The following is a 24,370-nucleotide window of genomic DNA, read 5'->3' as shown; positions in this document are numbered from 1 at the left end:
CTCGACGCTTCCGCTTTTCCCCGGCCACTCGTTCTTAAACCTGCATGATCTCCTTTTCCTTGCCCCCCAGCAAGGCGTCGATCTCGCGAATCGTGTCGTCAGTCGCCTTCTGTACCTCTTGCTCGTGACGCTTCTCGTCGTCTTCCGGGATGGCATGATCCTTCAGAAGTCTCTTCAAGACGTCGAGTCCGTCGCGACGCACGTGACGGACGGCGACGCGCGCCTCCTCCGCATATTTGTGAGCGACTTTCACGAGTTCTTTCCGCCTTTGCTCGTTGAGCTCCGGCGTGCGGATACGCAGCGTCTGCCCTTCAATAACCGGGCTGAGGCCCAGATTGGCGTCGCGGATCGCGCGGTCAACCGCGCCGACGAGCGCCTTATCCCATACTTGCACCGAGATCATGCGCGATTCCGGAATGCTGATCGTCGCGACTTGATTGAGCGGCGTCGACTGGCCATAGGCGTCGACATGGACGGGCTCGACCAGAGAAGCCGAAGCGCGGCCTGTGCGCAGCCCACCGAATTCATGTTTCAGCGTCGCCATCGCGCCCTGCATGCGACGCTTCACATCCGCGAGATCAAATGCTTGACTCATATTGGGTATTATCCGTCTTTCTTCCCAGAATCGAATTCCGGGCAAGCATAACAGCTTCAGGCCGTTCTGCTGAGATTTTTCCCGCGCGCGACGCCCCGCCACGCCCATTGAGGCAACAATAGTGCGCCGGGCGGAGGATTCATAGGCCTCGGTCGAAAGGCATGGAGGCAGGTGTTGCCTGCGCGCAACAGTTAGAAATTATTTGTCCCAATTGTCTCTCAAATTGATGGTGATCAATTTCGTCCCACGGCCTTGCGCATAAGCTCGGTGACTGAAGCGTATCGAAGCGGCAGGCGGACCCGTTCGAAATCCGGCGCTTTGAGCCGCCTGGAGGCCATAGAATGTCTATTCTGCATTCATTTCATATTGTCGGTCGACAAGTTCAGCCCGAAGTTAAACCCCAAGCTGCGGAAAATCTAAGCGCGGGCAGTCGGCTCCTTATTCATCGGAGCGCGCGGAAATCGTCCTCTCTCGGGTGGGTCGTCGGCGCCACGGCGCTCGTGATTGGCCTCACCTCCCCCGCGGCAGCGACGCAGACCTACGGCAGTCTCGGGAATTTCGACGCGGTCAACGACACGGGCTCGACCGCCCATGGCTTCGAGATCGATTTGGAGGGAATTAGTAAGAGCGACGTGACCGACGTCTTCGGCGGCGTCGGTCGGTCCTTTCCGCCTTCGGTCGAGCGCTACGGCGGGCCGACCATCACCTCCACGACTTTCGCGGACGGCGCGTCGGGCGTCGCGATCGTCTATCAGGGCGCGTTCGACTCAGCGACCCAATCCTGGAACGTCGGCACGCCAAGCGGCGTCTACTCAACGCCCGGAGAAAGCTGCTGGACGGGCGGGGGTATCGGTTACGGGCCCAGCACGCCGTGCGACCACTTCGGCGTAGGAACGTCGAAGACGCCAACCCTCACCAGCTATCATTGGCTGACCCAGACCACCCCAACTTCACCGGTGTTGAACACCGTCGCAGCGCAGCTGCCGGCGGCGGTGCAGGTGGTTACGCCGCCGGCTCCGCCGGCGCCGGGACAGCCTCCCGCGCAACCCAAGGTTCAGGGCGAGGTGCAAGCGCCCGCGCCGGACGCCGGCAATCAGTTCGGGGTGGCCGAATGGGTCAAAGTTTACACCACGCAATATGACCACCCGGTCGCCCTGGAAGACCTCGTCGCCGGCGGAAAGGGCCTCGCCCCGAACAATCCCTCGGAGACCGAAATCGAGTGGCAACTCCTGCAAACGGAGTTGGGGGTCCCCGGCTCGGGCCTGCTCGAGAGCCTCGATCAGCAGGCCGGCGCCGGCAAGGAATCCGTGCTGCGTCGATACGAGTTCTACAGCTACACAGGCGGATATAGCGCTGAGGGCCAGGCTCTGACCGACGCGGCCATGACTGGTCCTGGAGGCAATGTCGGAGCCTTCATCGGCGCGCAAAATCTTGCGGTCAATCTGAACGGGGTCTTCGCGGCGCCCTCTCCCGCCGCCGGATCCGGCCTGCTGAGCCTCGGGTTTCTGGTCGTGACGCGGCTGCGCAAACGCGGCGCGCTGATCGGAGACGGCCGCCTTTAAAGCGGTGTCCGTCTCGCCAAGATTTTCGTCAGGAGCCGGTCGGTCCCGCCTTAAGCTGCGGCCTTCGCACTGTTCATCAGGGCCGCGCCCCTTCGCTCGCAAACGGCGACGCTGGAAATCCGCCCTGCGCCCCTAGCTAAGGGCGCACGCAGGGGGCTGAGCGCCTCTTCCGCGCGCTTTCCATAAAGGAGCGAGGATGATGAACCTGTCAGCAATGAAGCCGCATATCATTGGGCTCGCCGCGCTGTCGGCGGTTCTGTTTGTGCTCGCCTACACCGCGAACACAGCTACGGTTCGCCGTGTTGCAAGCCTTTCGCACGAAAATCCCCCAATCGCGCAACAGGCGCCGGCTCAGTCTCCGAACGTCGAACCGACGCGGGCGGCGGAAGAATCGACCAGCCAACGATTAAAGAATCAGATCAAGGCGATGCTGCCTTCCCTGGCGTCGAATTCGACGCAAAATGAGTCGATGCGTTGGAACTCCGAAGATTGGCGAATTGCTGAGAAAGCGGTCGCCGACCATAGGAACGGATTGGGCGCGAGGAACGCGAACGCGAAGAAGGCTTCCTCTGACCTCGTCTGGCAGCCGCCAGAGGAAATCAGGTGAAAGAGCCTCGGAGGTCCATAGGTTGAAGGCGCCGCAAGAGGGAGCAGGCCTTTAGGGGACAACGAGGGTCCCGCGCCCTTCGCCACGCAACGCGGCGGCAATGGCCCCCTCCTCCGCGATCGAGAATACGAAGATCGGTATTCGATTCTCTCTCGCCAGCGCGAAAGCGGCTGTGTCCATCACGCCGAGATTCTTGACGATCGCCTCGTCATGCGTCAGCCGGTCGTAGCGCTTGGCGTCGGGGTCGCGCTTGGGATCGGCCGTGTAAACGCCGTCGACCTGCGTGGCCTTGAGGATCGCGTCGGCTTCGAGCTCGGCGGCGCGCAACGCAGCCCCGGTGTCGGTGGTGAAGAAGGGGTTGCCCGTGCCGCCCGAGCAAATGACCACACGACCTTCGGAAAGATGCCGCAGCGCAGAAGCGCGCATATAAGTCTCGCAGAGCGTTGGCATGGCGATCGCCGAGAGCGCACGCGCCGGACGTCCCTCGGCCTCAATGGCTTGCTCGAGCGCGAGACCGTTCATCACAGTCGCGAGCATGCCGATCGCATCGGCCCGCGCGCGTTCAAGCCCCTTGCCGGCCCCCTGCACGCCTCGGAAGAAATTGCCGCCGCCGACGACCACCGCGATCTCGGTCCCCTCGCCCGCCGAAGCCGCTAGATCCTTGGCTATGCGCGCGAGCGTCGCGCCGTCGAGCCCGTGTGTCCCAGGCCCCGTCAACGCCTCCCCCGAAAGCTTGACGACGACGCGCTTGAATCTTTTCGGCGTCGTCGCCTCAGGCATCAATGATCTCCCGTTCTGTCGAAAGCGCAGTCAATTCTTTCCCGTCTCATTAGACGGGTCTCGGGCGCCCACGCAACCCGCCGGAGCCGTTTTGGGTTCGGCCCCTAAGGCGCGCGAGCGCAACTCGGCCATCAGCGTGGCTCGGTCTTGTTTCAGGTCGAGACGCAGCGCCGCCGGGATCTCCACGCCCTCGTGCTTTTCGACCCATAGCGCCGCCTCGATGAGGACCGGCGCGAGCTCGACGCCCTTTCTGGAGAGACGATAGACTCGTTTTCGCGCGTCGGTCGGATGTGGGCTGCGCGTGACGATCCCGCGCCGCTCGAGCCGGCGCAGGCGATCCGCCAGCATATTGGTCGCGATGCCCTCGCGCGCCGAGAGAAATTCCCCGAACTCGCTTTTCTCGCCGAACATCAGGTCGCGCAGGATCAGCAGCGTCCAACGGTCGCCGAAGAGCTCCACGAATCGCCGCAGGGGACAAGGAGGCGCGCTCGCACCCTCAAAAACCTTGCTCATCTCGAGAGAATAAGAATTTCGCTTGCAATAGGCCAGCGAGTTCTCCTATCAATTGCAAATTGCAAGCGAAAGAGCTGGGAGGAAACGAGATGACCGCCACGACGAGATCGCCCGCGACGAGCCCACGGGGAATCTCCCTGGGGCTGACCTATGGTTTCCTCGCAGCGGGAGGCCTCGCGCTCACAGCGCTCGCCTTCGGGCCGACGGCCGCCGTCGATCCGCGCGCGCTGCTGAAGCCGATGCTCGCAATGTTCGCGCTGACGGTGGTGGTTTGGCTTGTGCTGCCGATGATGCGCAATTGGGCCGTTCTGACGCGCCGCGCCTCGGCCCGCTATTATCAGGACTTTCGAAGCGAGCCGCCGCCCGAGTGGATCGAGCGGCCGGCGCGGACCTATGACAATCTGATGCAGGCGCCGATTCTTCTCTACGTGATCTCGATTCTGATGATCGTCACCGCCTGGGCCGACAGCGTGCAAGTAACGCTAGCCTGGATCTTCGTCGCGCTGCGCGCGGTTCATGCGGCGATCTATATCGGCTCCAATCATCTCTTGGCGCGCTTCGCGAGCTTCGCCTTAAGTTCACTTGCGCTTTGGGAAATCTGGCTTCGCTATGCGCTGCACGCCCTATAGAGCCCCTCTCTCCAAAGCACCGTCATATCGGCGTCGCTAAATTTCTAAAAGAAGGCGGCGACCTAGTCGCCCCCTTCCTCAGCGCTCATTGAGTCGCGTCGAAGGTTGACGTACGAAGCGATCGCGCGAGATAATCCCAATCTGGGAGATCGGGGACGGGTCGGAGAGGGAGACTTTCAATGGCGCGGGCGAAACGGAGTACAAAGGGGGGGCGTCTGAATAAGGCTGCCTCTGTGCTAGGTATTGCGGGCGTGTCTTTGGCCGGCGCCGCTGGCGGCGCAGCGGCGGGCATGCCCATGCTGGACTTCTCGTCGCAGGGCGACGACATGAGCCTGATGCTCGGGGATGAGGAAATCTCCGGCGTCACGCTGGCGACTTTTCATCTTTTCGACCAAGACTCGGTGAAGTCGCTGGGCTCCAATAACGTGCAGCTCGCCCGCGGTTGCGGCTGCGGACACGGCTGTGGCGGTTGCCGAGGCTGTGGCGGACGAGGCTGCCGCGGTTGCCGAGGCTGTGGTGGCGGATGCCGCGGCTGCGGATGGGGCGGCTGCTGGTCCGGTTGCGCCGGCGGCTGCTGCCTGTCGTGGGGCGGATGCGCCCTTTGCTGAACGGCAGGCCAATATAGCTTAAATGAAGGGCTCGAAGCCGCGCCTTGGAAGACAGGCGCGGCTTGATTTTTGCGCATCCGGAATCGACTCCATGAGTGATAATGAAGACTTGCTCTCGCGCCTTGGCCGCGAGGTCCCGCAGTTTGCGCCCAATTTCAGCGTCTATCTTTTGCAGCCCGATCTCGTTTGCCTCTATTCCGAAGATCGGAAGTTTCTACTCCACGGAGAAATCTACGGCGTGATCGCTACTGCGATCGCCAAGGGCGGGAAAAGCTTTCAGAAGCTCGCACGCGAGCTGGAGAAATCTTATCCCCCTGAGAGAGTTTCCGCCGCCTTCAAACGGATGCTGGAGCGGCGCTACATCCTGCCCTCCGGCGGGTCGGACGGGCTCACCGCCGCCTATTGGACGAGCCTCGGCTTTTCGCCGGAGACCGCGGCAAATAACCTCAAAAGCTGCGGCGTGCGCCTCCGCTCGCTCGACGTGAAAGGCGCTGCGGAGCTCGAGGACTCCCTTGAAGAACTTGGCGTTCGCATCGCCAAGCGCAAGCCCGCTCTCACGCTCGTGCTGGTCAACGACTATCTGGACCCGCGCCTGGAGGCGCTGAACGAGGAATTTCTAGCCGAGAAGACGACCTGGACGCTGCTTCAGCCCTCGGGCGTCTTTCCGCTCGTCGGGCCGGTGTTTCGGCCCGGAGAGGGCGCATGCTGGATGTGCCTCGCCGATCGCATGCGGCGAAACCGCGAGGTACGCGATCTGCTCGATCGCAAGGGGGCCCGTCGCCTGGTCTTGTCGCCGCTGGCGCGAAACCCGCTCGGCCGCAGCGGCGTCGACCTCGCCGCCATCGAGCTCGCGAAAGCGATCGCCACCGATTTCAAGACGACGTTGAGCGATCACATCGTGAGTCTCGACCTGCTCGGCTCGGACATCGTGAAGCACTATGTCGGCCGCCGTCCGCAATGCCCGGCCTGTGGCGCGAAGAAGCTTCGCGATCCGCGACGATCGCCAGCGCCGATCGAATTCGGCGGGAACGACCCTTTGGTGATGACGAGCGGCGGCTACCGCAGCGTCTCGCCCTCGGCGACCGTCGCGCGCTTTCGCAAGCATGTGAGTCCGTTGACCGGCGTGGTTTCGAAGCTGGAACGCATCGAGGCCGACCTGCCTCTCAACACCAATTTTTACGCCCAGCACAATTTCAGCGGGTTGGCCGAGACGGTCGGCGAGCTGCGCAACGGCATGCAGAGCGGCAGCTTCGGCAAGGGCAGCACGGCAGAACAGGGCGAAGCCAGCGCGCTCATGGAGGCGATCGAGCGCTATTCCGGCATTTTTCAGGGCGACGAGATCAGGGCGAAGCGCCGCTTTGTGGATTTCGCGCCTGGCGACGCCATCGCGCCGAACGACGTGCTGCTGTATTCCCAGGCTCAATTGCGGCGCGCCGCCGAGCCGGGCGCGCAGGACGACGTCGATGCGAACCCCGAATTCTTCGACGAGACGGCGAAGATCGACTGGTCTCCGGTCTGGTCCTTGCGCGACGAGCGCTTCAAGCACCTGCCGACGAGCCTTCTCTATTTTTTCTATCGCGGCCCTGCCGCCTTCGGCGCAGATTCCAACGGCTGCGCGGCCGGCAACACGGTCGCGGAGGCGATCGTGCAAGGGTTCTTGGAGCTCGTCGAGCGCGACGCTTATGCGATCTGGTGGTATAATCGTCTGCAGCGACCCGAGCTCGACTTGAGCCGGTTCGAGGATACCTATGTTCGGGAGTTCAGCAAGGAGCTCGCCGATAGGGGACGAAAGCTGTGGGTGCTCGACATCACGAGCGACCTCGGCATCCCGACCTATGTCGCGATCACGCACTGGATGAAGGACGGGCGGGAGAACGTCGAGTTTGGCTCCGGCGCGCATTTCGACGCGCGCATCGCGCTGCTGCGGGCGCTGACCGAGCTCAACCAATTCCTCTCGCTCGGGCTCATGGGCGGCGGAACCGGCGACAAGTCGAGCCTAGATGGCGTGACGCCGTTGCGAATGCAGGACTACCCCTATCTGACGCCGAGCGGAGACCGGCCCGCGCAGCCGGATCTCGACGTGAAGTTCGGCGCGCTACACACGCATGAGCAAGTCGCGGCCTGTGTCGCGCTCTCCAAGCAGGCTGGCCATGATTTCCTCGTGCTCGACCAGACCCGACCGGATATCGGCGTTCCCGTCGTGCGAGTCGTCGCGCCGGGCTTGCGGCATTTCTACCGCCGTTTCGGCCCTGGACGTCTTTATGACGTTCCGGTGAGGTCCGGATGGCTCCAGTCGCCGCGCGAGGAAGCCGAGCTCAATCCCATCCATCCGCATAGCTGAGCGCGGAATGGCTTTGCGCGCGTCCGACCCCAAGAAAGCGCGGCGGAGCGCCAGCGCGCTGGTCGTGAGGCTGAACGGCCGCGCCACTCTCGAAGCGCACGCCACGGGCGAGATCGTCGCCCACGCGCAGGGCTATGCCGCGAGCCTCGGCGTCTTCGGCGAAGACGCCGCGAGCTGGATGAAGAAGCTCGGCGCAGGCCTCCCCGCCACGACGGTCGCCGCCGGCGAAAAGGTCTCGAAATTGCTGGTGGCGCGCCTCGCGGCCCGCGGCCTGCTGGAATTCGGGCTCACCGCGTCCTCAGGGGAGGAGCTCGCCGTGATCGAGCCGCAGGTCGCGGATTACTGGCCGCAAACGGCGACGCTTCACGATTCGGATCGGCTCGTTCTGTCGCGATTCGCCTATCTGCGCCGGCGCGGAACCGACTTCGTCTTGGAATCGCCGCGCGCCGACGCCTTGTTCCGGCTCCGCGATCCGAACATTGCCGCCATATTGGCGCTGCTCGCCACGCCGCATTCGCTCAAGGAGCTGCGCCGCAGCAAGCATTTTTTCGACGCGACGCTGCTCGGCCTGCTGCTGCACAGCCAGCTGCTCATGAAGGCCGAGGTTGCGGACGGCGCGGCGCTGCGTCGGCGCGAAGGCGACGAGCAATTGGTGCTTTGGGACTTTCACGATCTGTTATTTCACGCCCGCAGCACCGAGGGCCGCCACGCCAATCCGCTCGGCGGCGCCTATCCGCATGCCGGCGCGATTGCGCCCTTGCCGGCCGTGAGGCCGGGCTGGAGCGGCAAGACAGTCGAGCTGCCGGAGCCGCAGGCGCTATCGAGCTTCGCGGAGCTACTGCGCCGGCGCCGCTCGGCGCGCAGCTTCGACGACGACCATCCGATCACGCTCCAGGAGCTTTCGACCTTTCTCGACCGCAGCGCGCGCGTGCTCTCGCGCTGGAGCGATCCCTCCACCGACGACGGTGGCCATACGTCGAGGCCCTATCCGACCGCGGGCGCCGCCTATGAGCTGGAGCTCTATCTCGGCGTCGCCCGATGCGAGGGCCTCGAGCGCGGCTTTTACCATTATGACGCGGGCGCCCACGCGCTGGCGGCCCTACCTGCCCAAGAGAGCGATTTCGAAGCCTCGCTCGCGCAAGCGGCGCAGGCCATGGGCGTCGCCGTCGCTCCCCAGATCCTCATCGTCGTCGCCTCCCGGTTCGGACGAATCTCCTGGAAATATAGTGCGATCGCCTATTCGTTGATCTTGAAAGACGTCGGCGCCTTGTCGCAGAATTTTTACCTGACGGCGACGGACATGCAGCTCGGCGGCTGCGCCATTGGCATATCGAACATCGACCTTTTCGCGCGCCTGACGGGATTGGCCCTTCACGTCGAGGGCGCGGTCGGTCAGTTCGCGCTCGGCCGCGGCGTGAAATAGCCAACCGGCTTGAGCGCGCGCCGCTCGAGCAGCGCAAAAGTTGCGCCCTGCGAGTCCGCGCAATGCAGGACGCAAGCGCCGCCCGGCGCCTCTATCGGGCCGTAATAGATCGCGCCCCTAGCGGCTTCGACGCGCCGCGCCGCGGCGTCGATGTCGGCGACGTTGAAATAATAGAGCCAAAACGGGTGCGCCAGGGTCGGCGGCTTGGAGAACATGCCGCCGATCGTCTGCGCGCGCACGGCGAAGTTCTGATAAGCGCCCATGTAGCCATCCAGCCTGTCTCGCTTACGCCAGCCGAGCAGCGCAGAGTAGAAGTCGAAGGCGGACGCATAATCCGCGGCGAGCAGCTCGTGCCAGCCCACGCGTCCCTGTAGGCTCAGGTCTTTGCCCAGCTCTTGCGGCGACTGTTGAAGTCTCTCGATCAACCCCAGCGTCGTCCCCTGCGGGTCCGCGATGATTGAAAAGCGGCTGGACCCTGGGACTTCCGTCGGCGGAACATAAACGGCGCCGCCGAGCTCCCTCGTCGTTGCGACGGCGGCGCCGACGTCGTCGACGCCGACATATCCCAACCAATGCGGCGAGGCGCCGGCCAATTCGGGCAGCGGCAGACAGCCCGCGACCGGCGCGTCGGCGGCGGCAAACAGGCTATAGGGCCTGCCGGCCTGGGAGACCTCCCGCGCGGTCCAGCCGAGGACTTCAGCGTAAAACGCCTTGGCCTCGGCCATGTCCCTCGTCGCAAGCTCATACCAAACAAAACTGCCGTGCTCCGAACTCATGGACGTGACCTGTGCGCGATAGATCACGCTGCATTCGGGCGGAACCGCCTGAACGGAGCGTGATCGAGTCTAAAAGCTAAGAGCGCGACTTATGCGAAAAACCGGTTTCCACTTTGTCGCATCGCACTCTAGGACCTATTAAAATCGGGTGATCTGGCCAGCTAAATTGTCGGCGTCGACAGCCCGGTGCGTGATCAGAGCAGATTCTCAGATATCCTCATGTTACAACGCCGTGAGGCAGACAAGCTTGATCTCTGGCCGCGACGCCGCCAGGAGGGTGGCTTGGTGGAAATGCAGTTCACCGCGCTGAGGGTGGGTGAAGCGCCGTTCGCCTCCTTCGCGACCGAGGACATCCTGATCGCGCCAATGGGAGGCGAAGAGGGAGCTTTCCTCAACGAGACGATCAACCAGCGCGCCCATCGCCGGGTCGCTCGGGTGGCGGTTGAAGTCGGCGCGGAATTCCGCCACGAGACGCCGGGCTCGGTCAGCCCAGTCGCCTATTAAGCTCGGGGCGACGAGTGAAAGGAACACGAAGGCGAGAAGGTTGCGCTCCGCCGACGTATCGTCCAGCCAGCCGATGAAGAGATCGGCGGCAGCGGCGTTCCACGCACGCGCAGTCCAAGTAGCATCGAGAAGATAGCAGGGGCCGGCGAACTGTGAGGACAGGGCCAGCAACTCAACAGGAAGATCAGGCTCGAAGGTTGCTGGGATACGTAGATCGCGTTTGCCAGCCAGATCAAAAAGTGAGGCTCGCTCCGCCGGAGTGAGGCGTAACGCCTCGGCTATTCGCGACAGGGCCGGGACAGACGCACTCACTTCCCGTCCTTGTTCGAGCCACGTGATCCAAGTTACGCTGATCCCCGCCGCTTCGGCCAACTCTTCGCGTCGCATGCCGGGGGTACGACGGCGCGACGCCGCTCCGTCAGGGCGGGGCATGCGCTCGCGATGGACTCGAAGGAAGGCGCCGAGCAAACGCCACCGATCTATCTCGTTCATGGCAGGATTTATACTAGGATATTTGCTCGTCTTTTACTGGTAAAAAAACAGGTCATTATCGGGGCTCCCACCCTTTCCAACGGAGCCGCTCATGACATCCCAGACCCACGCCAATGTCGTCGCTCGCCAGTTCGGACCGCGTGCGCATGCGTACCTGAACAGCGCTGTTCACGCTCTGGGCCAAGATCTCGATATGATGGAAGAACGCGTCGGGCATCGCCCGGAAGCAATCGCCCTCGATATGGGATGCGGCGGCGGGCATGTAACATTTCGGCTGGCCCCGCGAACCAAAAAGGTGGTGGCGTACGATCTCTCACCCGACATGCTGGCGACCGTGAAGGAAGAAGCGTTACGGCGCGGCTTCCAGAATGTGGTGACCAAACAGGGCGCAGCGGAAGGCTTGCCCTGCCCTTCGGAAGCCTTCGACGTGGTGGCGACCCGCTTCAGCACCCACCATTGGCGCGATTTGCCAGCAGGCTTGGCGCAAATGCATCGTGTCCTAAAAAGCGGCGGCATGGCGATCTTCATGGACACGGTCTCGCCCGCAGACCCACTGTTCGATACTTGGCTGCAAAGCCTGGAATTGCTCCGCGACCCTTCGCATGTGCGCAATCCCTCGCTGGAGGGCTGGCGGGGTATGCTAGCGAGAGCGGGCTTTATCGTGGACGAGGTGGCGCAATTTCGCATTCGCTTGGAGTTCGCCTCTTGGATCTCCCGCATGAACCCGCCGGCGGCTCACGTCGCCGCCATCCGTTCCTTGCAGCAGCGGGCGGCGGAGGAGTTGATTGAACATTTCTCCATTGAGGCGGACGGCAGCTTCAAGCTCGATACCGCCATGATCATCGCAACCAAGGTCTGAGTTCAGCTCCGGATCCCAGTCCGCCTCTGTTGGCCGGGGTTAGGCCTACGAAGCGATTAATTTTGCTTGAGGCGTGATTTCAAAGTCTCTGGATACGGAGGCTTTGATAGGTGATTCGCTTTTGCTCAGCGAAGCGCAAATGGCGCGGATCACCTCTCATTTCCCGTTGTCGCACGGCGTGCCTCGGGTGGGCGACCGCCGCGTTGTCAGCGGGAGAGCGCCGGACAGAACTCCGCATCCCCCTGACAAAAAACCGCAAGAACCCGCTCGACTACGACAGGGCGATCTACAAGACCCGCCACAAGATCGAGAACCTCTTCGCCAAGCTCAAGGACTGGCGGCGCATCGCCACCCGCTACGACCGCTGCTCCCACACCTTCTTCTCGGCAATCTGCATCGCGGCCGTCGTCGCCTTCTATCCCATTGAGTCCGAAGTCTAGAGAACATCGAACCTTTTGCGAGGCGACGACAGCAGGGCTCCTTCCGAGACCAGAGCCTGTTTTGACAAGGGCGTCCGGCGGGACGCGCGCTCCACGCGCTTACGCGTTTCGAAAAAGTGTATATATCACGCGACATGATCGCCCTGCGCCGAGCTATGGCGCCAGCCGAGGCCTTTCGCCGATGTGGCGCGCCTTCCTAGAAACCGCGTTTCTCTTCGCGCTTCCCTTCATTCTCTACGCCGCATTCCATCTCTTGTTCCTGCGCTGGCCCTTCGTCGCGTCGCTTTGGACGCCGGGCCGGATTTCGAGCCTCGCCATCGCCGGCCTCGCGCTCGCGGTCATCGGAATGCTGGCGCTCGGTGTTCTCGGCCCCCGCGAACGGGGCGCCTATGTCCCGGCGCACATCGAGAACGGTCGGCTCGCGCCCGGGCGTTTCGAGTGAAGGAGCTCGACGCGCTGCTGCGCGATCCGCGACTGGCGCGCCTGTTTTCGGCGCTCGCCGTGACGGGCTGCGAGACGCGGATCGTGGGCGGCGCCGTGCGCGACGCCTTGCTCGGCATGACGCCACAGGAGGTGGATCTCGCGACGCCCGCTCATCCGGAAGAGGTCATGAGCGCTGCGCGCCGCGCCGGTTTCAAGGTCGCGCCGATCGGCGTCCACCACGGCACGGTCACGATCGTCGTCGACGGCGAGCCCTACGAGGTCACGACGCTGCGCGAGGACGTCGAGACCTATGGCCGCGCCGCCAAGGTGCGCTTCGGCGCCGATTTCGAGCAGGACGCTCTGCGCCGAGATTTCACCGTCAACGCCCTGTCGCTGACGCCCGATGGCGTGCTGCATGATTATGCGGGCGGTCGCGAGGATCTTGCCGCGCGGCGCATTCGCTTCATTGGCGATCCGGCGACGCGAATCGCCGAGGATTATCTGCGCATTCTGCGCTTCTTCCGCTTTCACGCAGCGATCGGCCAGGGATCCATCGATCGCGAGGGCCTCCACGCGGCGGTCCTCGCGCGCGGAAAGCTCACGATTCTCTCGCGTGAGCGCGTCGGCGCGGAACTCCTGAAACTTCTCGCGGCGCGCGGCGCGCCGGCGACGCTGCGGATCATGTGCGAGACCGGCATTCTCGAAGCGCTGCTCGGCTTGGGCTTGCCGGGGCGGCTCGAGCGGGTCGCCGCGATCGAAGCGGCGCGAGAAAAGGCGCCGGACGCCGTTCTGCGTCTCGGCGCGCTGGCGGTCTTGATCAGTGAGGACGCCGAACGCGTACGCGTCTCGCTGCGGCTCTCCAACGCCGAGCATGCGCGGCTCACGCGGATGGCGCGCCTCTGCGAGGAACGCCACGGACTCGGAGTCCCCCGCACGCGCCAGGAGCTGCTGGAGCTCATGTTCCATGAAGGTCGGCGCGGCGCCCTGGATGGTCTCGCTTTGCTGCAAGCCGAGAGCGGCGCAGGCGGAGACGACTCAAGCTGGCGCGCGGCTTTCGATTTCGTCGAGGCTTCCGAGCCGCCGGTCTTCCCCGTGAAAGCCGCGGATCTCATGCATCGCGGCTTTCCGCCCGGCCGCAAGCTGGGAGCGGCGTTGAAGCAGCTTCAGGATGACTGGATTCGCGCGGGTTTTCCCGACGACCCGCTAAAAATCGCCGAGCTCATCGAGATGGAAACGCGGCGCGGTCTGGAAGAATGATGCTCCAGATCATTGAAAAACTTGCTCTTTTTGCAAAAGCGCGCTGAGCCCAACAGCATTTGTTCGGCCTTGCTTGCAAAATGGCTTAAAAACGGGTGCAAATCGCCTTCAGGCTATCGCGCGGTCGGGGGACCGAATGCGCTAACGCGACTCCCGCTCGAACGGAGCGTCAGCTTTTCCCGTAGGGCGCGCAGCAGAATTTTTGAGATCACGCTTCCTGCGTTCAGGCGATTCCGCCACAGCGCAGGCGACTGAAGAGGGCGCGCCTCGATGCATGACCTACCCTCGACCCGCGGCCCTCAGCAGGGCGCAAGCCCGACGTCGGCGCGCCCGGGTCAGGAAAGCGCTCCGCCCACCGACGAGAGGCGCTCGGCGGCGAATTCTCTCGCGGCGCGCCTGACCACGCTGTTTTGGAGGCAAGACGAGGCGTCCAAGGGCAAGGCGCGTCTTGCCTTCTCGCGCGCCGATGTCGCGCGACTGGCGTTTCTGGTGACGATCCCGGTGCTCTGCTGGGTCTTTTACACGACCTCGAGCGGCATGATCGACGTGATGCGACGCGAGCCGGGCGACTGGGTCGGCATCATCGGCACGGTGATCGGCACGACCGCCCTTCTGACCATGCTCGCCGCCACCTCCTGGTCGCTCGGCGCAGACCTCGGCGCCCTGATCGCGCGTCAGCAGTTTCTGGGCGAGAGGGTCGCGCTCAAGACGGCGATCACGGGGCTCGTTTACGTCTTCGTCTTCTCGATCTCGGCGTTCTTCTCCTTCACCTATTATTACAACAACATTTTCGGCCTCTCGTCGAAGCGCCTCGCTGCGCAGCTGCAGCCGATGGAGATCGCCGCTGAATCGCTCCTGCCCGCGCAGAAATATATCGAGGAGAATTACGACGCCGAGAGTCAGCGCATCGTCTCGATGCCGGCGATGCGCGCCTATCTGGAGCGCATCGACGCGCTGACGCGCGCGGCGGCGAACGCCGGGCCGGCGCTGCGCGAGAATGCCCGCAAGGCGCAAGAGGAGTTGCAGCGCGTCGCGGCGATCGCCGCCCAGAAGACCGCGGCCGACCTCGCCGACGCGCAGGCGGCGCGCCGGCAGATTGCCGAGTCCGAGGAGAAGATCGCCGCGCTCGACCGCACGACCGCGGAGTTGGAGCCCATCGTCAAGGCCAAGGAGGAGCAGATCGCCGCGCTTTCGGCCACAGAGCGCGAGGAGGAGCAACTCGCGCTCGACGCCTCGAAGGGCCTCGACAACATGGGCGCCGCCTGCGGGCCGAATTGCCTGTCGCATCGGGGCAAGGCCGAAGCCGCGCGCAAGCGCGCCGCGACGATACGACAGACGCTCAGCGGGCCTTTGAGCGAGCGCGCCCATGCGATCAAGCAGCGTGATCTTCTCGAGGCTGCTCTGGTTACGCTGCGCCAGCAGGAAGAAAGCGCGCGCGCCAAGCGCCCCGCCGCGATCGACGCCAAGATCGAGCCGCCGCCCGACCTCTCGGCGGCCATCGCGGCCCTCTCTCAGGCGAGCATCGATATTCGCGTCAATCCGACGACGCAGCGCATACGCGAGGCGAAGCCCGCCTGTCTGCTGCTGCTCGGCGCAACGCGCGAGACCCGCTCGCTTCCCGCCGCAGTCCCCTCGGATTTCAGCTGCGAGCCGCAGGGACGCGAGACATTGGATCTCCTCGCGGCGCGCGACGAGGTGATCGGCGCGCGTGCGGCTTTCGCGCAAAAATGCGCGCTCGACGGCGAGCTGCGCAACGATATGCAAGCGATCGTAACGCGCATGCGCGCGGGCGGGGACGCGGCGAGCGCGTCGGCCGGCGTCAACGAAGCCAAGCAGCGCGTCGACGCCTGCGTCGTCTCGGGCAAGGCCGCCGGACTCACCGAAGCGCAAGTGCAGGAGTTGCTCAAGCGCAGCGACCGTTTCCTTCAGACGCGCAGCTTGGAGCGCAACCGTTTCGAGCTTGCGCGCGAAGCCTTTCTCAAGCTGACGCCCGACGCCACGATGGCGCTCGGCGTCGCGATCGCTCAGGACGCCTTCATGTTCGTCATGAAGCTTCTGTCCGAGATCTTGAAGCGGGAGACGAAGGCGCGCGAGCGCGCGCCGCTGCCATCCTCGATGGACCTGACCGACAATGACGGAGAGGATTGGGACACCCGCGTGCTCAAGGCGCTGCTACGGCGCGCGAGGCCCTATCACGGGGCGATGAGTCTGCTCGACGTTCATGTGCCCGAGATCGAGGCGCTGCCCGATGAGGTGCGCGACAATCTCTCGGGATTGCTCAACCGGCTCGTGCGCGCGGGCCACGCCTATGTCGATCGCAAAGGCGAATACATCCTCGACGACCGGACGCTGATCGAAGCTGAGGCGCGGCTGGAAGCGGCGCTCAAACGTCAGCGGCTGCTTGCGGCCACGGTCGGCGCGCCTGGACGCTTCTCGGCTCTCTCGGGATTTGCCGAGGACGGCGACGGAGTCTGGCGGCGCGGTCGCGGCGCGCTGGCGCGATATATCCTCCCCTCCCCGCCGGCCCCCGCCATCGCGGCGATGGAGAGCGACGACTAAATCTCCCCTTGGCTCGGACGAGGGCCATCCAAAAGCAAAACAGTCTTTAGTCCGGATGACGGCTTCCTGCGCGCCGGAGGCTCGCGGCCTCAGCGCCCGGGGAGGACGGTTGTCGACGCCGCGCCGTTCCGACGTCAGTATTTGACCGTGCAAGTCGAAACCTCGCCCTCCGACCTCGCGCCCATCGCGGGCACGTTGCAGCTCGCGTGGCCGACCGCCGTGCGGGCCCCCTTCTTGTAGGTGAAGCTCCCCTCCACGGGCCCGGGGATATCGGCATTGGGAAAATATTTGGCGATGAAAGCGTCGGCCTTGGCGCCCTTCAGACGCACCGGCGCGGCGAACGCCGGAGAAACCAAAAGCCCGCAGAGCGTCAGCGACACAAAGAATTTGTTCATTTCAATCTCCCTCTTCGTCGGCAGCCATGCCCACACTTCCCCTCCTTCTTGCGAGGAGGAAACACGCCCCACGCGCCCGTCGCCGGCCGCATCATCTTATCCAATATCTGAGAAATGATAGACTAAGTGCTTACGTAAAAATACTTTTATATATAAAGTGAGCGCAAAAGCGCCTCCCAGCTTCAGCGGTCGATGGGCTCGCCACGCACGACGGCCTGCCACGCGCGCGCGACGCGTTCACTGGGCAACCACGCTGTCAATTCGGTTTCGGTCGCCTCTTCCGTTGCAGGCCGAAAAGTCATCCGAACGGGATCACCCAGAAAACCGGATCCTTCGTCGAGCGGCTGCAAGGCGCCCTCGCTCGACGAAGCGTCCAGACGCAAAGGCAGAACCGACTCGAAAAAGATCGCGGCCAATTCCCTCGACCGCTTGTCATCGTGCGAGACATTTGGCTCCTCGGCAAAAGCCCAGAGCGCGCCGGCTCTGCGGTTCAGCGCGAAGAGCCCGGATATGACCCGCTTCCGCGAGTCCAAGTCCAGTTCCCCGGAATAAAACAGCCCTGGCACGCGCCGCGCCGCGCTTGGCAAAAGCGCCGAGAAATAGATTCCGCCCTTGTTCACAATGAAGCCGATGACGCGCTCCGCTTTCCACGCCGTGAACTCGTAGTTGAATTCGCCTCCCGCCGAGACGCCCCATAGCAAGAGCGGCGCATTTGCCAATTCTGGATGCTGGGCGCGGTTCGAAAGAGCCTGAAGGGCGTCGAGCAAGGCTTGGCCGCTCCCCTGCGCGGCGTTCGCATAATTCTCGATGAAGGCCAGGTCATGCGGCGCGTCGGTAAAATAACAACCCATCAGAGCGACGTTGTTGCGGCGAGCGAAGTCTTGCCAAAAGGGATCGCGCACGTCGGGCCGCCCGTCCTGGTTCGAACCCGGCATGAGGACGACAACGGCATGTAATGGTCCGGCGTCCTCCGGATGCCAAAGGCTGAACTTCGCTTTATCGTAATTGGGCCCCGGCGCGATTGATACATCGTCCACATCACGACTCGCGATTTGCGCGAAAGCAAAAGCGCCGGAAACGGTAAGACATGCAATGCAAGTCGCGGCGGCGCGACGCGCTGAACGACGCCATTTATGGCTAGAGCCCGGTGCGAAATAGTAGAGGCCGGCTTTTCGCATCGCGTTCTAAACTTCAAGAATCGATCACGTTTTCTGCGTTTAGGCGATTCTGCCTGAACGCAGCGTGAAATCTGGTCAACCTCGATCCGCTCATTTTAATGCCCATCCTAGGCTGTGCTCGTTTCCCCTGCGCCACCCTACTCCGCCACCAGCCCCTGCGGCGCCGCAAGACGTTCATAGGAAAAGCAAAATGCGCTGTCCAAGCCCAGCGCGGCGTTCACGATGGGATCGGCTGCGAGAAACGGCCGCCAGAATTCCGTGAGGGAGGGCCGTCCCGGGCCATTCACCCGGCTGAAGCGTCGCTCGCCCGATTGAAGTGGATCGAGATTGGGGTTTTGGAAAGTCTTGACGAATCCGTAGGACGAGAACACGCAAAAACGTAGGGATGCGCCCTCGCGCTCGAGCTCGCGCAGCGCGTCGAGCCAGGGCGCTTGCGCCAGCGCCCGACGCAGCACGTGCGCCGCAACGAGCGGGTCGCAGGCGTAGGTGAAGGCTGCGGGGCCGAGATTCACGAAGAGCCGTTCGTAGAAAGACCAGGCGACGACGAAGCGCTTGGCCTTACGATCTGGGGCGAGCGCCAGGCGTTCGATAAGCCGCGACATCGAACCGACCCACCGGCATTCTTCTAATCGCACGAGCGGCAGCACGAATACGATCGCGTCGCTCGCAAGGAGTTTGGTCGCGAACTGCACGCGAGACGCGACCGACGCCGATTGTGGCTGGCCCTCCTCCGGCGCCGCGAGACCGCCGCCGACATCGACGATTTCGAGCAGGCGGGTCGCGTCCGACAGGTCTTGCGACGCCTCTGCGTTCAGGCGGAAGAAATACTCCTGCAATGTCTCGGGCGGCGTCGGCTCGCCGCCGCTTTCGACCGTTTCTCTCAGGCGTTCGTAAGGAGAAACGAAGCTTTCCAGCAATTCATATTTCGACGCCGCCGGATAGCCGCCTTCAAACTCGCCGCGTCCGATCGGCTGAAGGGTCAGGCGCAGCGCCGACGGATAGCCATGCGCGCCCTGCGCGAAACAATCGGGAAGCGCCGCGATCAATGTAGACTTGCCCGCGCTGCGCGGACCGACGAGCGTGATCGTCAGGCGCTGCGGCAGAACGCGGTGAGCGTCCCGCTCGTCGGACGCCGGTTGAGCCACATCTGTCACGACTGCGCGGCCTTTGACGCGCCGCGAAAAAAGAAGCCGCGAACGGTCGCGAGCAGGCCCGCGGGCTTCACGGGCTCGGCTTCGTCAGGGGTGCTGGCGCGCGCGGCGCCAAGCTCGCGCCAATAGGTGTCAGCTTCGGCGACGATGACGGCGAGATGCGTTCCCTCCTCTACGGAGGTCCATTCGCCTTGTCGGCGACGTTGGAGATAAGCGCGCAACGCCTCGCCTTTCTCCGGGAAACCCCAGTCGTCGCAATAGATCACGGCGCGCTCCACCATGGCCTCGTTCGAGAGCTTCGCAGCCGCATCCGCGAGCGTCGCCGCTTCAAACGAAGGCTCGTCGAGCGCCAGACGCGCCGCCGCGAGCTCACGCGCCAGCGGAGTCTGACGCAACAGGCGATAAGCCTCGAGCTGCGTCGCCGCGTCGGCCCGCGGCGCAACCAAGCCCCCCAGTCCGAGCGCCGCTGCGTATCGGTGGACGAAGGATCGCTGTTCTTCATTCGCCCGACGCGGGCTCCCATCCAGCAGGCGCAGATCCGGTTGCCCCGCGAGCGCCTCGATCAACGCGGGATCGGCGCGAAACGCCTCGAACCCGCCGCGCGCCGCGAGATCGCCGCGCGCCGCGGCGGGGCAGTCGACGACGAGCGCGCAAAAGCTCCAGAACCGCAGAGGTTCGAGCGCGTCCCATTTCCGCGTCGGATCGAAGCGCTCGCCAAAGCCCGCCGCGGCAAGCGTCCTATTGAGTGAGGAGACGAGCCTCTCGCGGCGCTCCTGCAGGGGGGCGGCGCGCTTCGATTCCGGCGCCCCCAGTTCCGCGCCGCGTTCGGCGTCCGCGGCGAGGCGCAGAATCTCCTCTAGCAGCGGGTCGTTCTCCTGAAGGGCGCGTGCGCTCAAGCCGTCGAAGCCAAGGCGAAAAACGCGGGCGTGGCGCACGCCGCCCGGATCGACGGGAAGCACCTCGAAGTCGCCTCCATCGGGGCAAGCGCTGACGAGGCCGAGGTCGTCTCCGAGCGCGGCTCCATGGAAGGCCAAATCCACGACCGCGCCGGAGCCAGCCTCATCTGTCGTGCGCCGCGCCGAGACGCCGTCGGGCAAGGCGTTCTTCGCGCCGAAGAGCTTGGCGAGATTCTGCACGACGATCGCGCCGCTCCGCTCTACCGCATCGAAACGCTCCTGCGCCCGCCCGGTGGCGATGCGGACGTCGTCGCAGGTCAGCGGGTCCGCGATCGCTCCGCCTATGCGCCTCTGCTCGCGCGCCCAATCGCGAAAGGCGCGTCGCTGATGCATGACGAGGAACGTCGAGGAGCGTTTGAGAAAAGCGTCGCCTTGCGCAAAGCTCGCGAAGCGGAGCCGCAAGGTGGCGCAGGGCGCGCCGCCTTCGCGCAGCCAATGATCCAAAATCGCGAAGGGAGCTGGCGGCGGGGCTTCCTCGCGCTCTACGCGCAATTCGCGCGCCTCTATGGCGAGATGGCTCTGCTGAGCCGGAAACAGCCTTTGCGTGGGCTCCAGGCGCTGGATGACGATCGCGTCGGCAGGCCGCTCAACGCTCCGCTTTTGTCCGAGCGCCCAGACGAGCTTTGGGCCGCTGCGGAGGATACGCTCCTGAGCGTAACGCGCGAGATCGCCATGCGCCGAGAGCGACGCGGCGTTAAAGGCCGGCTGCGCCAGCGCTGAGCCGTCGGGAAGCTCGATGAAGAGAACGCGCCATTCGCCGCCGGTCAGCCCGAGCTTGTCGTCACAGAGCTCGATCCGCAGCTCGGCGCCGCCCACAGCGTGTAGAGCCAAGAAACGGCGCCCGCGCGGCACGTCGAACATTTGACAGCCGCAGCGCCAGCGCGCCGGTTCGACGAGATCGACGAGCTCGGCGTCGTCCATTGCTTCGGTGGCGGAAGCGAAGACGGCGATCTCAGGGCGCACGCCTTCGGCCGCGACCGTCTCCTCGTCGAAGAAGCCTAGCGCGAGACCACGTTTTCCATCCCAGAAGGCGTCTAAACGTTCCTGCCACATGCGACAGCGGTCTTCCCCGACACTGAGCGCGCGCGGGCGCGAAGATATACGCTTATCGCAGCGGTGGAAAGCGAAGGAAAAGTTGGGTTTTGGGCCGCTCTCCGGCCGCGCCGGCCCTCGCCCGCGCGATCTTGTTCCGGGCGGCGTTTGCGGGCATGCTCGAAGCGGAGCCGCAGGCGGCTAGAGCGCCATCGCCCGAACGCAGCGGGATCCAGCTTTTCGTCGGCCGGTAAGGAGCCGCAGGTGCTGAGAGTCTTCGTCGCAGCCGCTGTTTTCCTTCTGCTTTCCGCCTGTCAGATGACCCGAGACCGGGAGGCGGACAGCCAAAAAGAATTCGAGCAGGCTGTCGCCGCGCAGCACAAGAGCATCGCCAGCATCTGCGAGAAGATCACATCGGACGTCCAGAGACGCCGTTGCCTGGGCGAGTGAAGGGCCCCCAGGAAACCCGCGCCACAACAGATCCAGGCCTCAACCTTGTAATTGACGGTCTGATTGAGGCTGCAGGGTGCGAAGCGGCTTGCCGCGTGAGACCGCAAAACTCCAACGCCGTGCTTCGCCTTCAAGGACAGCGATAATTTGAGAGACGGATCCGCGTTCGCCGAGGCGCACCGCCTTGGTGACGAGACCGAGGAGAAAGCCCGGATTGCGGATGGCGTGGCCAAGAGCGAGCGTCTCGTCGTCGCGCCGGGCGATGGCTTGCTCACGACCGCTCTGATCGAGCGCCGCCAGTTCTAGCGCGAGCGACCAGGCGGCGTCGCGAGCCTTGGCCATGCTGAAATTGATGACCCCGGTTTCGACGTCGCCCAGATATTGGTTCAAGAACCGCAGCGGAGGCCAAACTGAGGCCAGCTTCTCCTTCACGTCGCCAACCAGGTCGGCCAAGAGATCGTTGATGCGGTTGAAATCCGGGTGCAGCGCCTGCAACCCCTGCGAGCCGACGGTCTCGACAGCCGCGATTCCGAGGTCGAGATTGATGTGAGCATTGATGCCCAGCAGCAGGTGCTGCAACGTGATCGGCCACCATTGCGGCGTAACCTGAAAGGCGTAGTCCCAACAGCGTGTCGGCTTGAATCCGCTTTGCATTTTATCGTAGGCCGCGAGATAGCGGTTCGCAAAATTCACATCGAATTTTTCCATGCGCACATTGTCATCGAAGTAGTCGCCTTGGTCGATGCGCTGTTTAACGGCGATCGTGACTTCACGGTAAAGGACCGCGAAATAGCCAAGCCTTGATGGCTTTGCTTTCGCGTCTTCTACAATCAGCGTCAGCCGCTCTATGACTTCATCAATCGTCTTCGCTTGGGACATCAACGGCTCCTCCAAACTGCTTTCGGGAAATCGGCTCGAATCCATCAAAAACGAAGATAGCGATCCTCCGGGTTCGGGGATAGACGATATTTTTCCCCATCCTTGTGTTCTCTCTGACGAGACGTCTCTAAATACGGCGCCAACCCGGGATGGTCGGCCAATCTTTTAAACAGACTGTATTTACGGCGCGTCGACGTCGCAGGCCGCAATCAGCATACGATAGCTCTCGACCGCATATTTTTTTTCATTGCCACGTTGCCGCCCGAAAATTCCGCGGCACATAAGGATGGGCCTGACCGATCAGTTTTCGCGTCCAGGCAAACGGGTTCTTTACAAAATATTGGGAGGGACTGATGCTAAAGAAACATTGCCTTCAGCTCGCCGCTTCGCTTCTCCTCGCGCTTCCATCGGCAACAGCGGCCCGGGCGGCGGAGTACCAGCCGTTCCCCGACGGCTATGGCTATATGGACCCCTCAGAAATCTCGCTGCTGGTCAACGCGGTCAAAGACGGCGACCACGCCGTGCTGCGCGACCATGGCTGGCGGATGTGGGCGGGCATCATGCAGCCCGCGAAAGGGCTCGATTGGCCCGTCTGGTACACTTGGCCCAACACCACCGCGGCTTTCGCCGTCGAGCCGGCGCCTGGGGCGCTCGCGGCGGCGAGCTCTGGGAGATCACTGCTCAAGCGCAATATGATCAATGTGAACATCCCATCCACTGAATTGCCATACTATCCAATTCCCGAGGCGGTCGCCAAAGCCTATCCGAACGCCACCTCGAAATGCGGCGCCAACAACATCTGCGACGGCGCGCATTTTCAATTCAACGGCGACATCATGATACCGACGGAGTCGCTGAGCAAAGAGGCCTTCGACTGGATCCGCGGCTCCAAACCAAGCGCGCCGAAGCTCTATGAGGTAGAGAGCCTCGACAAGTTGCACAAGGACGGTGTGCATCTCCTGGAGGCGCCGGCGCGTCACATCGTGACGAAGCATATGTATTGGCCGGTCAAGGCCGCCGGCCTGTCGGCGATCCCCGTGTGGCGCGACGACTATGGCCCGAATTACGCGAAATACGCAGGCTATGAGCTTTGGAAAAATCTCGTCGCAGTCGATCCAAGCGGCAAATCGCCTGCGCAGCTCGAGGCCAAGGTCAGTTTCCTCTATGGCGTGTTTGAACCGGATCAAACGACGCCCTGGCCAACGGTGACGGCGACGGCGACCCTCTATGGGATCGACCAGTTCTACCACCACAAGGTCACGCGAGCGGCGTGGGACAGTTTCGACGAAGCCGACAAGGCGATCCTCAGCGCGGCGAGCTATTGGGCCTACAATAAGCCCTTCGAGGTCGGCGATTATCTCGTGACCGTCGCCATGCACGTCAACACCAAGGAACTGCCGACCTGGGCCCTGCAGAGCGTCTGGTGGTCGGATCGAGCCGACGCAGGCCCTTACGCCGCCAACCGCCCTTCCCTGCCCGACGCCCAGGGGCCCTGGGCCCATTATCTGCTGGTTGACTCCTATGGCGTTCCCGTGCGGCCAGGGGGTGCGCAGCCGGTGGCGATGAACCCTTACATCGAACTGGCGATCCATCCGGTGGCGACGAACTGCAACAATTGCCACAACCGCGCCGGGTGGCCCAATAGCCAAGCCGCCCACAAGCTCCCCCCCTTCGCGAGCTATCAGAACGCCGACTGCCCGGACCCGCTCGAAACGCTCAACCCCGACAGCAAGTGTCTGAAGCCGCTGACGCTGACCGACTTCCAGTGGATCATCCCGGATCGCGCGAAATAGGCGCGCCCTTGTGGGCGATCTGCATGGGCGTTTTCAACGGATCAGCTGTCGATCACGCCATTCGACGGCCCGCTCAAGCGCCCTCTCCCCGGCCCTCCCCGCTATCGCGGGAGAGGGAGTCGGACTGCGCATGTCTCCGATGTGCTGCTTAGATCACGCTGGGTTCAG

Annotated in this window: 22 protein-coding genes and 1 pseudogene; 13 read left to right on the top strand and 10 right to left on the bottom strand. The window is 63.7% G+C overall.

The window, feature by feature from the left end; all coding sequences use genetic code 11:
- Nucleotides 1–34: 34 nt before the first annotated feature.
- Nucleotides 35–595 (bottom strand): ribosome recycling factor, encoded by a 561-nt coding sequence (gene frr, locus QMG80_RS13050; RefSeq protein ID WP_085773202.1) that lies wholly within the window; start codon nt 593–595, stop codon nt 35–37.
- Nucleotides 596–1,095: 500 nt separating this feature from the next.
- Between frr and QMG80_RS13045 the strand changes: the two genes are divergently transcribed.
- Both QMG80_RS13045 and QMG80_RS13040 read left to right on the top strand, forming a co-directional pair.
- Nucleotides 1,096–2,157: a hypothetical protein gene (locus QMG80_RS13045; protein ID WP_085773874.1), complete on the top strand. Its 1,062-nt coding sequence runs from the start codon at nt 1,096–1,098 to the stop codon at nt 2,155–2,157.
- A gap of 199 nt (nt 2,158–2,356) precedes the next feature.
- Nucleotides 2,357–2,764, top strand: coding sequence for a hypothetical protein (locus QMG80_RS13040; RefSeq protein ID WP_158658889.1), 408 nt, complete (start codon nt 2,357–2,359; stop codon nt 2,762–2,764).
- A gap of 51 nt (nt 2,765–2,815) precedes the next feature.
- On the opposite strand, the gene pyrH is transcribed toward QMG80_RS13040, so the two are convergent.
- Both pyrH and QMG80_RS13030 read right to left on the bottom strand, forming a co-directional pair.
- On the bottom strand, nt 2,816–3,544 hold the full coding sequence (gene pyrH / locus QMG80_RS13035; RefSeq protein WP_085773200.1) for a UMP kinase: 729 nt from the start codon (nt 3,542–3,544) through the stop codon (nt 2,816–2,818).
- A 30-nt stretch (nt 3,545–3,574) separates the two neighbouring features.
- Entirely contained in the window at nt 3,575–4,057 is a 483-nt protein-coding gene (locus QMG80_RS13030; RefSeq protein ID WP_085773199.1) for a winged helix-turn-helix transcriptional regulator, read from the bottom strand.
- Nucleotides 4,058–4,146: 89 nt separating this feature from the next.
- Between QMG80_RS13030 and QMG80_RS13025 the strand changes: the two genes are divergently transcribed.
- The 4 genes from QMG80_RS13025 to QMG80_RS13010 all read left to right on the top strand — a co-directional run bounded on the left by QMG80_RS13025 (nt 4,147) and on the right by QMG80_RS13010 (nt 9,058).
- Nucleotides 4,147–4,686, top strand: a complete 540-nt coding sequence (locus QMG80_RS13025; RefSeq protein WP_085773198.1) for an MAPEG family protein — start codon at nt 4,147–4,149, stop codon at nt 4,684–4,686.
- A gap of 233 nt (nt 4,687–4,919) precedes the next feature.
- Nucleotides 4,920–5,294, top strand: a complete 375-nt coding sequence (locus tag QMG80_RS13020; RefSeq protein WP_158658888.1) for a hypothetical protein — start codon at nt 4,920–4,922, stop codon at nt 5,292–5,294.
- A 91-nt stretch (nt 5,295–5,385) separates the two neighbouring features.
- Nucleotides 5,386–7,635: a TOMM precursor leader peptide-binding protein gene (locus QMG80_RS13015; RefSeq protein ID WP_085773873.1), complete on the top strand. Its 2,250-nt coding sequence runs from the start codon at nt 5,386–5,388 to the stop codon at nt 7,633–7,635.
- Between the two features lie 7 nt (nt 7,636–7,642).
- Nucleotides 7,643–9,058, top strand: coding sequence for a SagB/ThcOx family dehydrogenase (locus tag QMG80_RS13010; RefSeq protein ID WP_085773196.1), 1,416 nt, complete (start codon nt 7,643–7,645; stop codon nt 9,056–9,058).
- On the opposite strand, the gene QMG80_RS13005 is transcribed toward QMG80_RS13010, so the two are convergent.
- A complete protein-coding gene (locus tag QMG80_RS13005) occupies nt 9,028–9,834 on the bottom strand; it encodes a VOC family protein (protein ID WP_085773872.1) in 807 nt (268 codons plus the stop codon). The genes QMG80_RS13010 and QMG80_RS13005 overlap by 31 nt on opposite strands.
- Before the next feature lie 222 nt (nt 9,835–10,056).
- Nucleotides 10,057–10,830 (bottom strand): helix-turn-helix transcriptional regulator, encoded by a 774-nt coding sequence (locus tag QMG80_RS13000; protein ID WP_085773195.1) that lies wholly within the window; start codon nt 10,828–10,830, stop codon nt 10,057–10,059.
- Nucleotides 10,831–10,921: 91 nt separating this feature from the next.
- Between QMG80_RS13000 and QMG80_RS12995 the strand changes: the two genes are divergently transcribed.
- The 5 genes and pseudogenes from QMG80_RS12995 (at nt 10,922) to QMG80_RS12975 (ending at nt 16,368) form a co-directional block, all read left to right on the top strand.
- Nucleotides 10,922–11,689, top strand: coding sequence for a class I SAM-dependent methyltransferase (locus QMG80_RS12995; protein WP_085773194.1), 768 nt, complete (start codon nt 10,922–10,924; stop codon nt 11,687–11,689).
- Nucleotides 11,690–11,925: 236 nt separating this feature from the next.
- Nucleotides 11,926–12,129 (top strand): annotated as a pseudogene (locus QMG80_RS12990) (transposase); the annotation flags it as partial.
- Between the two features lie 181 nt (nt 12,130–12,310).
- Nucleotides 12,311–12,571, top strand: a complete 261-nt coding sequence (locus tag QMG80_RS12985) for a DUF6111 family protein (RefSeq protein ID WP_085773192.1) — start codon at nt 12,311–12,313, stop codon at nt 12,569–12,571.
- The gene (locus QMG80_RS12980; RefSeq protein ID WP_085773191.1) at nt 12,568–13,809 is read left to right on the top strand and encodes a CCA tRNA nucleotidyltransferase; all 1,242 of its coding nucleotides are present in this window, start codon (nt 12,568–12,570) and stop codon (nt 13,807–13,809) included. Before QMG80_RS12985 ends, QMG80_RS12980 begins: the two co-directional genes overlap by 4 nt.
- A 270-nt stretch (nt 13,810–14,079) precedes the next feature.
- Nucleotides 14,080–16,368: a hypothetical protein gene (locus tag QMG80_RS12975; protein ID WP_085773190.1), complete on the top strand. Its 2,289-nt coding sequence runs from the start codon at nt 14,080–14,082 to the stop codon at nt 16,366–16,368.
- A 134-nt stretch (nt 16,369–16,502) separates the two neighbouring features.
- Here the strand turns inward: QMG80_RS12975 and QMG80_RS12970 are convergent, their stop codons facing one another.
- The 4 genes from QMG80_RS12970 to QMG80_RS12955 all read right to left on the bottom strand — a co-directional run bounded on the left by QMG80_RS12970 (nt 16,503) and on the right by QMG80_RS12955 (nt 21,101).
- The gene (locus tag QMG80_RS12970) at nt 16,503–16,763 is read right to left on the bottom strand and encodes a hypothetical protein (protein ID WP_085773189.1); all 261 of its coding nucleotides are present in this window, start codon (nt 16,761–16,763) and stop codon (nt 16,503–16,505) included.
- Nucleotides 16,764–16,945: 182 nt separating this feature from the next.
- Entirely contained in the window at nt 16,946–17,800 is an 855-nt protein-coding gene (locus QMG80_RS12965; RefSeq protein ID WP_158658887.1) for a hypothetical protein, read from the bottom strand.
- Nucleotides 17,801–18,078: 278 nt separating this feature from the next.
- Nucleotides 18,079–19,095 (bottom strand): OLD family protein, encoded by a 1,017-nt coding sequence (locus QMG80_RS12960; RefSeq protein WP_245299998.1) that lies wholly within the window; start codon nt 19,093–19,095, stop codon nt 18,079–18,081.
- A complete protein-coding gene (locus QMG80_RS12955) occupies nt 19,092–21,101 on the bottom strand; it encodes a hypothetical protein (protein WP_085773187.1) in 2,010 nt (669 codons plus the stop codon). The genes QMG80_RS12960 and QMG80_RS12955 overlap by 4 nt, the downstream gene beginning before the upstream one ends.
- Before the next feature lie 243 nt (nt 21,102–21,344).
- On the opposite strand from QMG80_RS12955, the gene QMG80_RS12950 reads away from it, so the two are divergent.
- Entirely contained in the window at nt 21,345–21,530 is a 186-nt protein-coding gene (locus QMG80_RS12950) for a hypothetical protein (RefSeq protein WP_085773186.1), read from the top strand.
- Between the two features lie 39 nt (nt 21,531–21,569).
- Here the strand turns inward: QMG80_RS12950 and QMG80_RS12945 are convergent, their stop codons facing one another.
- Entirely contained in the window at nt 21,570–22,409 is an 840-nt protein-coding gene (locus QMG80_RS12945; protein ID WP_199769000.1) for a DUF5995 family protein, read from the bottom strand.
- Between the two features lie 353 nt (nt 22,410–22,762).
- On the opposite strand from QMG80_RS12945, the gene QMG80_RS12940 reads away from it, so the two are divergent.
- A complete protein-coding gene (locus QMG80_RS12940) occupies nt 22,763–24,202 on the top strand; it encodes a hypothetical protein (RefSeq protein WP_085773185.1) in 1,440 nt (479 codons plus the stop codon).
- The last annotated feature ends 168 nt before the right edge of the window (nt 24,203–24,370 follow it).

The sequence above is a fragment of the Methylocystis bryophila genome, assembly GCF_027925445.1.
In the GTDB taxonomy this organism is placed as follows: Bacteria; Pseudomonadota; Alphaproteobacteria; order Rhizobiales; family Beijerinckiaceae; genus Methylocystis; species Methylocystis bryophila.
The sequence above is the reverse complement of the archived record's forward strand: the minus strand, read 5'-3'. Positions and strand labels throughout refer to the sequence as shown.